We start from the raw sequence: 14,389 nt of genomic DNA on the forward strand, positions 1-14,389 counted from the left end.
ATTTCCGGATCGGGCAAGAAGGCGCGGGCACGATTGGGCAGGCTGTCAGGCGAGCCCTCAGCAGCGAGCCTGTCCATGCCCCATCCGATCGCCACCCCCTCTGCATCCGAAAGACTGCACGCCCTCGATGCGGTCAGGGCTTTTGCCCTGCTGCTCGGCATCGTCCTGCACGCCGCCTTGTCGTTCGTGCCCGCCACGCCCCGGTTCTGGTTCATCCAGGACACCCATCCAAGCGTTGCCCTGGGCCTGCTGTCCTTCGCCATCCACGTCTTCCGGATGACCACCTTCTTCCTGATGGCGGGTTTCTTCGCGCGCATGAGCTTTCATCGTCGGGGGATCTGGAGTTTCGCCAATGACAGGCTGCAGCGGATCGGGCTGCCGCTCGTGATCGGCTGGCCGATCCTGTTTACGGCCATAGTGGTGGTCGTGATCTGGGCCTCGGGATTTCCGAATGGCGGTCCGACCGCCGGCATGCGCAACTGGCCGCCAGTGCTGCCGAATTTCCCGCTCGCCCATCTCTGGTTTCTCTATGTGTTGCTCGAGCTCTATGTCGCCATGCTTCTGCTGCGCGGCGTCGTTGTCCGACTCGATGCGTCCGGTGCCCTGCGAGCGAAGCTCGACCGCGTCTTCGCCCGGCTGATGCGAAGCCCGCTTGCTCCACTGGTTCTGGCGATCCCGATCGGCATCGCCTTCAGCCTCGATCACAGATGGGTGGGTGCGATAGGCGTGAGGACGCCGGATCAATCGCTCGTCACCAACGCGCAGGCCTGGATCGGCTTCGGTACCGCGTTCGGCGCCGGCTGGCTGCTGCATCGGCAGGTCGATCTGCTGCAGATCCTGGAGCGGCGCTGGATGTGGAATCTCGGGTGCGCCCTCGGACTGATCCTGGTCAGCTTCGCGCTGTCAGGCGTGATGACGTCAGCGCCGGGCGCCCCAAAACTGCCTGTCAGCTACGACACGCTGAGGCTTGTCGCTCCCGTCCTGTACGCACCGGCGATCTGGATCTCGACCTTCGCCTTCATCGGCCTCGCGCTCCGCTTCATGTCCGGCTTCAGTCCGATGCGCCGCTACCTCGCCGACGCCTCCTACTGGCTCTATCTGATCCACATGCCGATCGTCATGGCGCTGCAGGTCGCGGTGTCGCAACTCGGCTGGCCGGGGCCGGTCAAGTTCGCCATCATTCTCGCCGTTGCACTTCCCGTGATGCTGGCGGGCTATCACCTGCTCGTGCGCTTCACCATTGTCGGTGCGGTGCTGAACGGCCGCCGCGCGCCACGCGAACCGGCACCGGCCGCTGCGATCACCGGCCCGGCCGTGCCGTGAGGGGAGACGGCGGGTGCGCCACCGCGTCAGGCCGCGGCGCGGCCCAGGTCGAGCGATGGTCTGCGCTTCGTCGGGAAGCTCAGCGCCACCGCGACCGCGGCGAGCCCGATCGCGAAGGAGCCGGCGTGTAGCCATGTGTAGCGCTGGAAATTGTCGAACACGAGCCCGCCAGCCCACGGCCCGAGCGCCATGCCGAGGCTGGCGAAGGCCGACACTGCGCCGAACACGGTGCCCATGATGCGCGCGCCGAAGAATTCGCGGACCAGCACCGCATAGAGCGGCATCACCCCGCCATAGGCGAGGCCGAACACCACCGACAGCGCGTAGAACTCGCCGAGTTGCGCGACCGCAAGATAGGTCGCGATGCACATCGCCTGCACGAGCAGGCCGCCAACCAGCACCGGCTTTGCGCCAATGCGATCGGCGAGGGCGCCCAGCAGCAGGCGGCCGCCGAGGCCTGAGACGCCGGCGACGCTGTAGACCGTCACCGCCGTGAGCGGAGCGATGCCACAGACCATCGCATAGGACACCATGTGGAAGATCGGGCCGGAATGCGCTGCGCAGCAGGCGAAATGTGTCGCCGCGAGCGTGATGAATTGCGGCGTGCGCAGCGCCTGCGCCGCGGTCAGCTCGACCTCCGGGGCCGAGTCGGCACCGGCGGCGCCCGCCGCCACCGGCGCCGGACGCACCAGGAAGCAGGCCGGGATCAGCAGCGCCCATGCGGCGATGCCGATCACCAGCATCGCGGTGCGCCAGTCATAGGCCGTGATCAGCCAGCTCGCGGTCGGCGCGATCGTCACCGGCGACACGCCCATGCCGGCGGAGACCAGCGCCACCGCAAGGCTCCGGTTGGTCTCGATCCACGCGCTCGCGAGCGCCATCATCGGCGCGTAGAAGCTGCCGGCCGCGATGCCGATCAGCACGCCAAAGCAAAGCTGGAATTGCCACAGGCTTGTCGCCTGGCTCGCAGTGACGAGGCCGAGCCCCAGCAGAACGCTTCCCGCGAGAACCACGATGCGGGTGCCGAACCGGTCCGACAGGGTGCCCCACAGGAACGCGGCAAATCCCATGAAGAGGAAATCCAGCGTCGCCGCCGCCGAGACGCCGGCGCGCGACCAGCCCATTGCCTCCGATATCGGCTGCAAAAACACCGCCAGCGACAGCATCGTGCCGAACCCGACACAAGTCATCAGCGCACCCGCGGCGACAACGACCCAGCCATAGTCGAAGCGTGACGGCCTGCTCATGCGTTTCCTCAGCGCTGTTGGTTTTGTTGTGATGCGCGCGGGGATGGTGGCCTATCGGACGGCGGAGGGCAAGGCTGGCGGCTACGCGTTTTCGTCGTCATTCCGGGGCGCGCCACTTGGCGCGAACCCGGAATCCATCTCTCCGTGTTGCCTGCTGTACGATGGATTCTCAGTTGCGCAATTGCGCAATGCCATCGTGCACTGTTTTGCCCGATGGGGTCAAATTGATTTCTAAAAAATCGAAAACTCCAATCCAAGCAAGCCCTCGTCTACTGTGCATGGGGTTGTTTTCGATATTTTTGCTTTGCCGGGTCCCGAACGCAAATGCCCGGGACGAGCCCGGGCATGACGGCGGCTGATGTGACTGTAAAGCCAGCCCGCCTCAGCTATCCACCTTCAGCGCGGCAATGAAAGCTTCCTGCGGGATGTCGACCTTGCCGAACTGCCGCATCTTCTTCTTGCCTTCCTTCTGCTTCTCCAGAAGCTTGCGCTTACGCGTGATGTCGCCGCCGTAGCATTTTGCGGTGACGTCCTTGCGCAGCGCGCGGACCGTCTCGCGGGCGATCACCTTGCCGCCGATCGCGGCCTGGATCGGGATCTGGAACATGTGCGGCGGGATCAGCTCCTTCATCTTCTCGACCATGGCGCGGCCGCGTCCCTCCGCACGGGTGCGGTGGACCAGCATCGAGAGCGCGTCGACCGGCTCGTTGTTGACGAGGATCTGCATCTTGACGAGGTCGGCCGGCTTGTAGTCGGTGAGATGATAGTCGAACGAGGCGTAGCCCTTGGAAACCGACTTGAGGCGGTCGTAGAAGTCGAACACGACTTCGTTGAGCGGCAAATCGTATTTCACCATGGCGCGGGAGCCGACATAGGTCAGCTCCTTCTGCGAGCCGCGGCGGTCCTGGCACAGTTTCAGCACGCTGCCGAGATATTCGTCGGGCGTCATGATCGTGGCCTCGATCCAGGGCTCCTGGATCTCGGCGATCTTGACCACGTCGGGCATGTCGACGGGATTGTGGATCTCGATCTCGGTGCCGTCGGTCAGCTTCATCTTGTAGATGACGCTCGGCGCGGTCGCGATCAGATTGAGATCGAACTCGCGCGACAGCCGCTCCTGGATGATCTCGAGATGCAACAGCCCGAGGAAGCCGCAGCGGAAGCCGAAGCCGAGCGCGGCTGACGTTTCCATCTCGAACGAGAAGCTGGCGTCGTTGAGCCGCAGCTTGCCCATGGCGCCGCGCAGCGTTTCGAAATCGTCGGCGTCGACCGGGAACAGCCCGCAGAACACCACAGGGATGGCCGGCTTGAAGCCGGGCAGCATTTCGGTGACCGGCTTCCTGTCGTCGGTGATGGTGTCGCCGACGCGGGTGTCGGCGACTTCCTTGATCGCGGCGGTGATGAAGCCGATCTCGCCGGGGCCTAGCTCGTCGACCTGCTGCATCTTCGGCGTGAAGAAGCCGACGCGCTCGACGTCGTAGGCCGCGCCCGTGCCCATCATGCGCACGCGGCTGCCCTTCTTCATGACACCGTCGACGACGCGGATGAGAACGACGACGCCGAGATAGACGTCGTACCAGCTGTCGACCAGCAGCGCCTTCAGGGTCGCATTGCGGTCGCCCTTCGGCGGCGGCAGGCGGGTGACGATGGCTTCCAGCACGTCGGGCACGCCGAGGCCGGTCTTGGCCGAGATCATCACCGCGTCGGAGGCATCGATGCCGATGACGTCCTCGATCTGCTGCTTGATCTTCTCGGGCTCGGCCGCGGGCAGGTCGACCTTGTTCAGGACCGGTACGATCTCGTGATTGTTGTCGAGCGCCTGGTAGACGTTGGCGAGCGTCTGCGCCTCGACGCCTTGGCTGGCGTCGACCACCAGGAGGGAACCTTCGCAGGCCGCCAGCGACCGCGAGACTTCGTAGGCGAAGTCGACATGGCCGGGCGTGTCCATCAGGTTGAAGATGTAATCCTTGCCGTCCTTGGCGCGGTACGACAGGCGCACGGTTTGCGCCTTGATCGTGATGCCGCGCTCGCGCTCGATGTCCATGGAATCGAGCACCTGCTCCTTGCCCGCCATCTCGCGGTCGGAGAGGCCGCCGGTCATCTGGATCAGGCGGTCGGCCAGCGTCGATTTGCCATGGTCGATATGGGCGACGATGGAGAAATTGCGGATGTTGGAAATGGGGACGGTCGTCATGGGCGCGGGATACCACTCACATCCCCGTGCGGCAACCATATTGCTGTAATTTCAGGGCCTTTGTTCACGCCAAGCTGATTCCACGATGGGCCAAAACGCGCTAGGCAAGCGCCCATGTCGACCACGTCTCTTCCCACCCCTGGAGTGCGCACGAAGGCCCGCCTGAGCTTTGGCCGCTTCCGGGCCTGGCTGGTCGCTTGCGCGGTCCGCCCTGAGGCGAGATTGTGGCTGGTGATCCAGCTCGCCATCCTCCATGCGGTGCTCTGGACCTTCATCCTGATCAATCTGAAGGCTGCGCAGGACGTTCACATGGACGTCGCAGAAGCCTATGGCTGGGGTCAGAAATTCCTGTGGGGCTATGGCAAGCATCCGCCGCTGTCGGGCTGGGTTGCCGGGCTCTGGTTCAAGCTGTTCCCGGCGGCGGATTGGGCGACCTATGCGCTGGCGATGGCGACGGTCAGCGCCGGCATGGTGATCTGCTGGCTGGTTGCCTTGCGCGTGGTGGACGCGCGGCGCGCGTTCCTGGTCGTGGTGATGGTCGCGCTCTACCCGATCTTCAATTTCAAGGGGTTCAAGTACAATCCGGACCTGCTCCAGCTCGTCACCCTGCCGCTGCTGGTGCTCGCTTATCTCAACGCGTTCGAGAAGCGGAGCTGGCAGTCCGGCGTCCTGCTCGGCCTTGCCGGCGCGCTGGCGCTGATGACCAAATATTGGGTGCTGACCATGATCGGCGCCATCGGGCTTGCCGCGCTGATCCATCCGGAGCGGATGAGATTTTTGGTATCGCCGGCGCCGTGGGTCGCGATTGTGACGATGGTCGTGGCGATGATTCCGCACGTGGTCTGGCTGGCCGAGGCGCATTTCGTGCCGCTGACCTATGCCGGCGACACCTACAGCCTCGCGGACAGCGGCCAGGTGCATCAGCTCGTCACCGGCTACATGCTGCATAATCTCGGACTGCTGGCATTGCCGGTGGCGCTGGCCGCGCTCGCGATGGCGCTGGTGCCGCCGTGGTTCACATTGCTGCTGCGCGCGCCCTTGCGCATCGTCACGCGCGCCTGGGCGCGCGGCGCCAATCCGGGCGTCAATGTCTCGCAGGCGCTGAACGTGTGGATGATCCAGATCATCGTCGCATTCGGCCCGCCGCTCGGCGCGCTGGTCTTCGGCGTCTACCTGAAGACCGATTGGGGGATTTCGCTGTTCTTCCTGGTGCCGCTCGCGCTGGTCGCGATTCCGGCGCTGCGGGTGCAGGGCGCGAGTCTGTTCAACATCGCTGCGATCTGGCTCGTGCTCAGTGTTGCCACGCTCGCCGCCTCGCCCTGGATCGCCGCGCGCGAGATGACGGCCAATGCCGGCAACACGGCGACCTATGGCGCGCGCTCCGAGCTCGCACGCGAGCTGACCCAGGCCTGGCACGCGCGCTTCGCCTCGCGCTGGGCGGTCGTTGCGGGGACGATGGAGACGATCCAGCCGATGGTGTTCTACAGCCCCGATCACCCCAGCCCGTTCACGCCGAACGAAGCCTGGGCCTCCGGGCTGACCTCGCTCGACGACGTCAAGAGATACGGCTTCATCGGCGTGGTCGATGCGACCGACGAACGCCTGCCCAAGTTCGAGAAGTGGGTTTCGGAGGTCGCGCCGAACGCCGAGCGCGTGATGATGACCACGCGCCGCTTCACCCATGGCAAGGCCGGCCCGGCGATGAGCTGGAACGTCTACATCGCGCCGCCGGCGAAGTGAGAGGTGCCGTAGGGTGGGCAAAGCGCAGCGTGCCCACGTCTGATGAGTTCGTGGGCACGGCGCTTCCGCGCCTTTGCCCACCCTACGGCACTACGGCAACCGAGCGCGCGGCTCAGATCCCTTCCTCGTTGAACTTGCTTTCAACGAGTTCGGTGATCGCCGCGAGCGCAGCTTGGGCATCCGTGCCGGCGGCGGCGACGGTGATCGTGGTGCCCGGTCCCGCGGCAAGCATCATCAGGCCCATGATCGAGGTGCCGCCGACGGTCTCGCCGCCGCGCGTCACCCAGACCTGCGCATCGAAGCGCTCGACGGCCTGGACGAATTTCGCGGAGGCTCGCGCATGCAGGCCGCGCTTGTTGATGATCAGGAGGTCCTTGGAGATCGCGCCCGCGGGCACGCCTGTCCCCGCTTGTGGCGCCTCGTCGCTCATTTGCCGGCGAGCACGCGGCTGGCGATGGTGACGTATTTGCGTCCCGCTTCCTGGGCCATCGCGATCGCGTCGGGCAGCGGACGCTCCTCGCGCACCTTGGCGAGCTTGACCAGCATGGGCAGATTGATGCCCGCGAGCACTTCGACCTTGGGCCGGCTCATGCAGGATATTGCAAGGTTCGACGGCGTGCCGCCGAACATGTCGGTGAGGATCGCAACGCCGTCACCGGAATCGACGCGGTTAACCGCCTCGATGATGTCACTTCGGCAGAGATCGGAATCATCTTCGGCACCGATCGTGATCGCTTCGATTTGCTTTTGTGGGCCCATGACATGTTCAAGCGCTGCCTTGAATTCGTCGGCAAGGCGCCCGTGGGTCACAAGTACTAGACCAATCATCGGAAAACTCCTCGCGGGCGCTTTTGGTGCACCGCACGAACGCGCCACTTTGACCATCCAGAGCCCCTGCGCAAGAGGGGATGTTGCGTATCTCCCTGAATCTAGACGGATGGATGAGGGGAGCTGCGCCGGTCTATTCGGTCGCGATAGTGGGGTTCATATGGTTACCATTTCCCTTCAAACAATCGCCTGAGGGGTTAACGGAAGATGAACTCTTGGTAGTGGTCAAGGCCGCGACAACCAAAGGGAGGGGTGAATATCCACGGCTAACCGGGATTCGCGGTATTTCGACACCGGAAATGATGGTTTTCAGCGAACCCGTCGCAGGCAGGCGCTCGGCGTCCGCGGCATCCAGATCGACCACGAGACCGACGGTCGCATGCTCCACGAAGTCGCAGTGGCGGATTCCGAGGCCCCGGATTTCGATCAGGCCAGCCAATACCGGCGCGGGGCGGACTTCAATTTCATCGGCGACTGTCGCCAGATGGACACGGTCATCCCCGACCAGAACGGCCCTTTCGATCACGCCCGAGCGTCCGGCCATGATCAAATCAAAGGCAAGGCGCGACTTGCCCGAGCCCGAGGGACCGCGGATCAGCACCGCCCGTTGTCCGATCTTGACCGCGGAGGCGTGAACGCTGGGCCCGCCGTCGTTCATAGCGCCGGCAGCCTCACCACGAAGCGCGCGCCCGCGACCGTCGGCACGCCGTCGTCATCCGGCGGGCCTGCGCGGTTCTCGGCCCAGATGCGCCCGCCATGGGCGTCGATGATCTGCTTGGAGATCGACAGGCCGAGGCCGGAGTTCTGGCCAAAACCCTGATGCGGACGGTCGGTGTAGAAGCGCTCGAAGATGCGCTCCAGCGCGTCGTCGCGAATGCCGGGGCCGTCGTCGTCGACCACGATCTCGATCTCCCCGCGCGCGCGGCGGCAGGTGAGGCGCACCTTGCTGCCGGGTTCGGAGAACGACTGCGCGTTGGAGAGCAGGTTGGAGACCACTTGTCCGAGCCGTGAATCGTGGCCGCTCACGGCGAAGGTGTCGGTCGGGCTGCGACCCTCGAAGCGCGTCTCGACCGCGACGTCGTGGCCGAGCTTGGTCTCGTTGGCGACGGACACCAGCGTCGTCAGCAGGCGGCGCAAATCGACCGGGATCGCATCCTGGCGCTGCAATTCGGCATCGAGGCGGCTGGCGTCGGAGATGTCGGAGATGAGGCGGTCGAGCCGCTTGACGTCGTGCTCGATCACCTCGAGCAGGCGGGCACGGCTGTTCTCGTTGCGCGCCAGCGGCAGCGTCTCGACCGCCGAGCGCAGCGAGGTCAGCGGGTTCTTCAATTCGTGGGCGACGTCGGCGGCGAACATCTCGATCGCCTCGATGCGGCTGTAGAGCGCGCTCGTCATGTCCCGCAGGGCGCCGGAGAGATGGCCGATCTCGTCGCGGCGGCGGGTGAAATCGGGGATCTCGATGCGGGCCTTGATGCGGCGGCGGACGCGCTCGGCGCTGTCGGCAAGCCGGCGCACGGGCCCGGCGATCGTGCTCGCGAGCAGCAGCGACAGCATGATCATGACGGCGGCCGCGACGCCGCCGACTTTCAGGATGGCGAGGCGTTCGGCCGTGACCATCTGGTCGATGTCGTCACCTTGCGTCGACAGCATCAGCGCGCCGTGGATCGCGCGCGAGCGCAGCACGGGGACCGCGACCGAGACGATCACCTCGCCGCGGGCATTGACCCGCACCATCGAGCGCTTCTGGCCCTGGAGCGCATCGCCGACCTCGGCATAGCCGTTGCCGTTCTCCGGGCCGAGCTCGCGATAGAGCGGCAGGTCACCGCGGTTCAGCCAGGTGCGCACCGCGACCATGCCGCGCTCGACGAAGCCGGGCTTCTCCGCCGGCGGCGGCAGGTCGAGGCGCAGCACGTTTTCGAGGTTGCGGCTGTCGAGCAGCAGGCTGCCGTTCGGATCGTAGATGCGGGCGCGCGTCTTGGTCGGCGAGATCAGCGTGCGCAGTACCGGCGCCACGCGCTCCGGATTGATCGGGAAGTCCAGCGGCGAGTACTCGTCCGAACCGCCATAGGTCTCGCCCGGCTTGAGGTCGAGCAGCCGGTCGGGATCGATGGTGATGGCGTTGGTCTGCACCGTGGCGGAGGCCGCGATCGCGCCGGCGATGATCTCGGCCTGCACCAGGAGGCTCTGCGCCCGCGCGTCGATCAGTCCGGCGCGGAATTGCGACAGATACAGGATGCTCGCCACCAGCGCGACGAGGCCGGCGAGATTGAGCGAGACAATGCGGCGGGTCAGGCTGGAGAAGGACAGCGCAAAGAAGAATTGCCCGGCGCGCTTGAGCCAGTTCAGCGGTCGGAAGCCCTGCGGCTTGTCTTCGGCAAATTGCTCCGGAACGCCGTCGGATGTGATCTCCCCGGCGCTCTGGTTCTCGTCAGGCTGCGTTCGGTCCAGCAATGCTTACGCCCGCGTTAGGACAGCTCGTGGCAATGGTCCCCGCATCCTAGAGCCATCCCGGTCCCGATGAAATCAGAACCGGCGATGCTCTCGTCTTTCGTGAAAGGCGCTCCCGCCTCAGGCTTCCTTGAAGCGGTAGCCGACGCCGTACAGTGTCTCGATCATCTCGAACTCGTTGTCGACCACCTTGAACTTCTTGCGCAGCCGCTTGATGTGGCTGTCGATGGTGCGGTCGTCGACATAGACCTGGTCGTCATAGGCGGCGTCCATCAGCGCATTGCGGCTCTTCACCACGCCGGGCCGGGTCGCGAGCGCCTGCAGGATCAGGAATTCGGTGACGGTCAGCGTCACCGGCTCGTTCTTCCAGGTGCAGGTATGCCGTTCCGGATCCATGCGCAGCAGGCCGCGGTCGAGCGCCTTGGCGTCGTTCTCCTTCGGCGCGACGGTCGGGTCCTTCGGCGCCGAGCGGCGCAGCACCGCCTTGACGCGCTCGACCAGGAGGCGCTGCGAGAACGGTTTGCGAATGAAATCGTCGGCGCCCATCTTGAGGCCGAACAGCTCGTCGATCTCCTCGTCCTTGGAGGTCAGGAAGATCACCGGCAGGTCGGACTTCTGCCTGAGCCGGCGCAGCGTCTCCATGCCGTCCATGCGCGGCATCTTGATGTCGAGGATGGCGAGATCGGGCTGGGTGGTGCGGAAACCGTCAAGCGCGGAAGCGCCGTCGGTGTAGGTCATGATGCGATAGCCTTCGGCTTCCAGCGCGATCGAGACGGATGTGAGAATGTTGCGGTCGTCGTCGACCAAAGCGATTGTGGGCATGAGCCTCTGCTTTCTGCTTTCCGTTTGGGTCGTGGCTTGAAACGGCGAGCAATCCACTGATGCGCCGCATACATGGGTGCCGATGTCGGCGTTCGAACCTTGTCACCGAGCAATGCAAGCTGGGCTGAAGTGTGACCAAGTTCCACGAAACACGGCAGATTCGCCGCATGTGACCCATAACCAGGCCCCCGTTTACCCGAAAAAAGGCCCCCCTTGCAACCACCTGAGCCGAGAAAGCCGATGCAACCGACCCCTGATTTCGACCCCGCAAAGCTCGCCAAATCCCTGCTGCGGCGATCGCGGCAGGGGGCGCTGGCAACTCTCATGGCCGGCAGCGGCGATCCCTATTGTTCCCTGGTCAATCTGGCCAGCCATCCCGACGGTTCCCCCATCCTGCTGATCTCGGGCCTCGCCGTGCATACAAGGAACCTTCTCGCTGACAGCAGGGTCTCCCTGATGCTGGACGAGCGGGTGGAGGGCGATCCGCTGGAAGGTGCCCGGATCATGCTGTCCGGCCGGGCGGAACAGGCTGATGCCGAGAGGGATTTGCTCCAGCGACGGTATCTCAATGCGCATCCGTCGGCGGAAAGCTTTGTTTCCTTTAAGGATTTCTCTTTCTTCCGGATCCTCCCCACGGGAACTCATCTGGTCGCCGGCTTCGGCCGGATCGTCGATCTCAAGCCCGCCCAGTTCCTCACGGACCTCTCCGGCGCCGAGGATCTGCTGGCGGCGGAGGAGGGGGCGGTCGCGCATATGAACGCCGATCATCGCGACGCCATGGGCCTCTATGCGACAAAGCTCCTTGGCGCTGCCGCGGGGGACTGGCGCTGCACCGGCTGCGATCCGGAAGGTCTCGACATGCAGGAGGGCCAGACCGCGCTGCGGCTGGACTTCCCGGAGCGGGTGACGGACGGCACCTCGCTGCGCAAGATGCTGGTCCGCCTTGCTGGCGAAGCGCGCACGAAGGTGGACTAGAACGCAACAAATTGAACGCCGCGACCCATCGCTGCGACCCAAGACGGTCAGGTCTTAAGGCTCGCAGCGAGAGGGTTCATGACGCGTCGTCGTTTGGCATTGGCCGCGGGTCTGGCGCTCGCGATCACCACGTCGCTTGCCACGCCCGGCCTTGCCCAGAAGGGCGATCTGTCGGCGCAGAGCGCGCGCATCAATGCGCTCCGGAGCACCGGCAAATATTCGGAGGCGCTGCCGCTGGCGCAGGCCATGGTGGCCTCGCTCGAGAAGACCAGCAACAACCGCGACCTTGCCGCGGCGCTCAACAATCTCGGGCAGATTTACGCCGACCAGGGCCACGACGATCAGGCCGAGCCGCTCTACAAACGCGCCATCGCGCTGATGGAGAAGGGGACCGGTCAGGGTAGCGTCGAGATTGCGCCGCTCCTGAACAATCTTGCGGCGCTCTATCAGCGGCAGAGCCGCTTCACCGAAGCCGAACCGCTGTTCAAGCGTGCGCTGGCTGTTCGCGAAAAGGCGCTGTCGCGCGAGCATCCCGATGTCGGCCAGGCCCTCAACAATCTCGCCACGCTCTACGTGAAGCAGGAGCATTTTGCCGACGCCGAGCCGCTGTTTCAGCGTGCCCTCGCGATCTATCAGAAGGCCGCCGGGCCCGAGCATCCCGCGGTTGCCACCGTCCTGAACAATCTCGGCCAGGTCGATCGCGACCTCAACCGCGATGCCGATGCCGAAGCGCCGATCAAGCGCTCGCTCGCGATCCGCGAAAAGGTGCTGGGGGCGGATCATCCCGACGTGGCGCGCTCGCTCAACAATCTCGCCGGGCTCTACGAGCACCAGCAGCGCTATGCCGAGGCCGAGCCGCTCTATCGCCGCGCGCTTGCCATCCGCGAGCGGGCGCTCGGGGTGGATCATCCCGATGTCGTGACCTCGACCAGCAATCTCGCTTATTTCCTTCAGGTGTCGGGCCGCACTGCTGAGGCCTTGCCGTTCGCGCAGAAGACGCTTGCCGCCAACCGCGCGCAGCTGCGCGTCGTGCTGCCGGTGCTGTTCGCTGCACGTCAGCAAACTTTGCTGCCCGGCGACAGAGCGATCGATGACGCGCTCGGCGCGATTCAGCGCGGCACGCAATCGTCCGCCGCCTCTGCCGTGAACAAGCTCGCGGTGCGATTGGCCGCCGGCAGCGATCGGCTCGCCGAGTTGGTGCGTCGGGATCAGGATCTCGCGGCCGAGGCCGAGGCGCTCGACAAGGCGATCATCACCGCGGTGTCGAAGCAATCGGCGCAGCGGGACGTCGCGGCCGAGCAGCGCAGCCGCGCGCGGATCGTTGCGATTGCGAGCGAACGCGCGGGGCTGCAAAAGACGCTCACGCTCGAGTTTCCCGACTACGCCTCGCTCTCGAACCCGCTGCCGCTGGCGGTGAAGGACATCCAGCCGCTGCTGTCGGCCGATGAGGCGATGGTGATCTATTCCGTCGTCGACAAGCGGAGCTATGTCATCGCCATCACGCGCGATGGCGCCGACTGGAAGGAGATTTCGCTTGGCGCGGACGCGATGGCGCGGAAGGTCTCGGCCTTCCGCAGGGGGCTGGATGTCGGCAAGGCGCGCGATGCCTCCGGCAAATCAGGGCTGTTCGATCTTGCGCTCGCGAACGAGCTCTATGTCGCGCTGCTCGGCCCGGTCGAGGCGTTGACGAAGGACAAGCGCAACCTCCTGGTCGTGCCATCAGCGGCGCTGACCGCATTGCCGTTCCATCTGCTGGTCACCGAGAAGCCGCAGGCCGCGATCCCGGACAGGCTCGAAGGTTATCGCGACGCCGCCTGGCTGCTGCGGCGTCAGGCCGTCTCGGTGCTGCCGTCGGTGATCAGCCTGAAATCGCTGCGCGCCTTCGCGCGCAGGGATCAGGGCGCCAAGCCGATGACCGGCTTCGGCGATCCCGTTTTCAACCCCGCAGCCGAAGGGCCCGCCGACCGTCGCGCCGCAGGCGGCAAGGTCGCGGCGCGCAGCATTGCGACGATTGCCTATACCGATTTCTGGCGCGGCGCCGGGGTCGACCGCGCGCGGCTTGCGCAGGCGCTGCCGCAATTGCCCGATACCGCCGATGAGCTGAACGCCGTGGCGAGAGATGTCGGCGCCACTGATGCCGACATCCATCTCGGACGCGATGCCAGCGAAACGACGCTGAAGCGTGCAGCGCTTGCTCAATACGGCATCATCTATTTTGCCACCCACGGCCTCGTTGCCGGCGACGTCAAGGGACTGGGCGAGCCCTCGCTTGCATTGTCCATTCCCGATCAGCCGTCGGAGCTCGACGACGGCCTTCTGACCGCGAGCGAAGTGGCCCAGCTCAAGCTCAACGCCGATTGGGTGGTTCTGTCCGCCTGCAACACCATCGCCGGCGACAAGCCCGGGGCCGAAGCGCTGTCGGGATTGGCGCGCTCCTTCTTCTATGCCGGTGCCCGCGCGCTGCTGGTCTCGCATTGGGCCGTGGATTCGGAAGCCGCCACCCGCCTCACCACATCGACGTTCGAGCTGCTCAAGAACGAACCGAAAATCGGTCGCGCCGAAGCCTTGCGCCGCGCGATGTTAACGTTTGTCGACGACACCTCGTCACCGCGCAACGCCTACCCGGCGATGTGGGGACCGTTCGCGCTCATTGGCGAAGGCGAGGTACGATAAGCCGGCAGCCGGAATTGTGCGTCGCAAAAACCATGATCAACGCCGAATTCCGCATTTGGTTGCGCGATCATTCGTGAATTTTTGATGCAGCTGCTCAGAGCTGACATGCGCGACGTTTGGCGCGGTCCTTGAATAAACC

At 65.2% G+C, this 14,389-nt stretch carries 12 protein-coding genes; 5 read left to right on the forward strand and 7 right to left on the reverse strand.

Annotated features, from left to right (window positions below; genetic code table 11):
- Positions 1-75 precede the first annotated feature (75 nt).
- A complete protein-coding gene (locus RAD10_RS26475; protein WP_461619808.1) occupies positions 76-1,323 on the forward strand; it encodes an acyltransferase family protein in 1,248 nt (415 codons plus the stop codon).
- A 26-nt stretch (positions 1,324-1,349) separates the two neighbouring features.
- Here RAD10_RS26475 and RAD10_RS26480 read toward each other — a convergent pair whose 3' ends face one another.
- A complete protein-coding gene (locus RAD10_RS26480) occupies positions 1,350-2,570 on the reverse strand; it encodes an MFS transporter (protein WP_461619809.1) in 1,221 nt (406 codons plus the stop codon).
- On the opposite strand from RAD10_RS26480, the gene RAD10_RS26485 reads away from it, so the two are divergent.
- Entirely contained in the window at positions 2,569-2,805 is a 237-nt protein-coding gene (locus tag RAD10_RS26485) for a hypothetical protein (RefSeq protein ID WP_461619810.1), read from the forward strand. The two genes, RAD10_RS26480 and RAD10_RS26485, sit on opposite strands and share 2 nt — an antisense overlap.
- Positions 2,806-2,952: 147 nt before the next feature.
- Here RAD10_RS26485 and lepA read toward each other — a convergent pair whose 3' ends face one another.
- Positions 2,953-4,764, reverse strand: a complete 1,812-nt coding sequence (gene lepA, locus RAD10_RS26490; RefSeq protein ID WP_091959884.1) for a translation elongation factor 4 — start codon at positions 4,762-4,764, stop codon at positions 2,953-2,955.
- Positions 4,765-4,878: 114 nt separating this feature from the next.
- Here lepA and RAD10_RS26495 point away from each other — a divergent pair, with 114 nt between their 5' ends.
- Positions 4,879-6,504, forward strand: a complete 1,626-nt coding sequence (locus tag RAD10_RS26495; RefSeq protein ID WP_461619811.1) for a glycosyltransferase family 39 protein — start codon at positions 4,879-4,881, stop codon at positions 6,502-6,504.
- 112 nt (positions 6,505-6,616) lie between these two features.
- Here RAD10_RS26495 and RAD10_RS26500 read toward each other — a convergent pair whose 3' ends face one another.
- The 5 genes from RAD10_RS26500 to RAD10_RS26520 form a co-directional block, all read right to left on the reverse strand.
- Positions 6,617-6,934 carry an HPr family phosphocarrier protein gene (locus tag RAD10_RS26500; RefSeq protein ID WP_461619812.1) on the reverse strand — a complete coding sequence of 106 codons (318 nt, stop codon included), beginning with the start codon at positions 6,932-6,934 and terminating at the stop codon, positions 6,617-6,619.
- Positions 6,931-7,332: a PTS sugar transporter subunit IIA gene (locus tag RAD10_RS26505; RefSeq protein WP_007597752.1), complete on the reverse strand. Its 402-nt coding sequence runs from the start codon at positions 7,330-7,332 to the stop codon at positions 6,931-6,933. Before RAD10_RS26505 ends, RAD10_RS26500 begins: the two co-directional genes overlap by 4 nt.
- Positions 7,333-7,465: 133 nt before the next feature.
- Positions 7,466-7,990, reverse strand: coding sequence for an HPr kinase/phosphorylase (locus RAD10_RS26510; protein WP_461619813.1), 525 nt, complete (start codon positions 7,988-7,990; stop codon positions 7,466-7,468).
- The gene (locus RAD10_RS26515) at positions 7,987-9,783 is read right to left on the reverse strand and encodes a stimulus-sensing domain-containing protein (protein WP_461619814.1); all 1,797 of its coding nucleotides are present in this window, start codon (positions 9,781-9,783) and stop codon (positions 7,987-7,989) included. Before RAD10_RS26515 ends, RAD10_RS26510 begins: the two co-directional genes overlap by 4 nt.
- Before the next feature lie 117 nt (positions 9,784-9,900).
- The gene (locus RAD10_RS26520; RefSeq protein ID WP_008542552.1) at positions 9,901-10,602 is read right to left on the reverse strand and encodes a response regulator transcription factor; all 702 of its coding nucleotides are present in this window, start codon (positions 10,600-10,602) and stop codon (positions 9,901-9,903) included.
- A 240-nt stretch (positions 10,603-10,842) separates the two neighbouring features.
- On the opposite strand from RAD10_RS26520, the gene RAD10_RS26525 reads away from it, so the two are divergent.
- Positions 10,843-11,577 (forward strand): HugZ family pyridoxamine 5'-phosphate oxidase, encoded by a 735-nt coding sequence (locus tag RAD10_RS26525; protein WP_461619908.1) that lies wholly within the window; start codon positions 10,843-10,845, stop codon positions 11,575-11,577.
- Between the two features lie 78 nt (positions 11,578-11,655).
- The gene (locus tag RAD10_RS26530) at positions 11,656-14,250 is read left to right on the forward strand and encodes a CHAT domain-containing tetratricopeptide repeat protein (protein WP_461619815.1); all 2,595 of its coding nucleotides are present in this window, start codon (positions 11,656-11,658) and stop codon (positions 14,248-14,250) included.
- The last annotated feature ends 139 nt before the right edge of the window (positions 14,251-14,389 follow it).

Source organism: Bradyrhizobium sp. 23AC (genome assembly GCF_054863025.1).

What these genes read in the sequence shown, in the direction of transcription:
- RAD10_RS26475 (WP_461619808.1), top strand. Translation starts at nt 76, where the DNA reads ATGCCCCATCCGATCGCCACCCCCTCTGCATCCGAAAGACTGCACGCC.
- RAD10_RS26485 (WP_461619810.1), top strand. Translation starts at nt 2,569, where the DNA reads ATGCGTTTCCTCAGCGCTGTTGGTTTTGTTGTGATGCGCGCGGGGATG.
- RAD10_RS26480 (WP_461619809.1), bottom strand. Translation starts at nt 2,570, where the DNA reads ATGAGCAGGCCGTCACGCTTCGACTATGGCTGGGTCGTTGTCGCCGCG.
- lepA (WP_091959884.1), bottom strand. Translation starts at nt 4,764, where the DNA reads ATGACGACCGTCCCCATTTCCAACATCCGCAATTTCTCCATCGTCGCC.
- RAD10_RS26495 (WP_461619811.1), top strand. Translation starts at nt 4,879, where the DNA reads ATGTCGACCACGTCTCTTCCCACCCCTGGAGTGCGCACGAAGGCCCGC.
- RAD10_RS26500 (WP_461619812.1), bottom strand. Translation starts at nt 6,934, where the DNA reads ATGAGCGACGAGGCGCCACAAGCGGGGACAGGCGTGCCCGCGGGCGCG.
- RAD10_RS26505 (WP_007597752.1), bottom strand. Translation starts at nt 7,332, where the DNA reads ATGATTGGTCTAGTACTTGTGACCCACGGGCGCCTTGCCGACGAATTC.
- RAD10_RS26510 (WP_461619813.1), bottom strand. Translation starts at nt 7,990, where the DNA reads ATGAACGACGGCGGGCCCAGCGTTCACGCCTCCGCGGTCAAGATCGGA.
- RAD10_RS26520 (WP_008542552.1), bottom strand. Translation starts at nt 10,602, where the DNA reads ATGCCCACAATCGCTTTGGTCGACGACGACCGCAACATTCTCACATCC.
- RAD10_RS26525 (WP_461619908.1), top strand. Translation starts at nt 10,843, where the DNA reads ATGCAACCGACCCCTGATTTCGACCCCGCAAAGCTCGCCAAATCCCTG.
- RAD10_RS26530 (WP_461619815.1), top strand. Translation starts at nt 11,656, where the DNA reads ATGACGCGTCGTCGTTTGGCATTGGCCGCGGGTCTGGCGCTCGCGATC.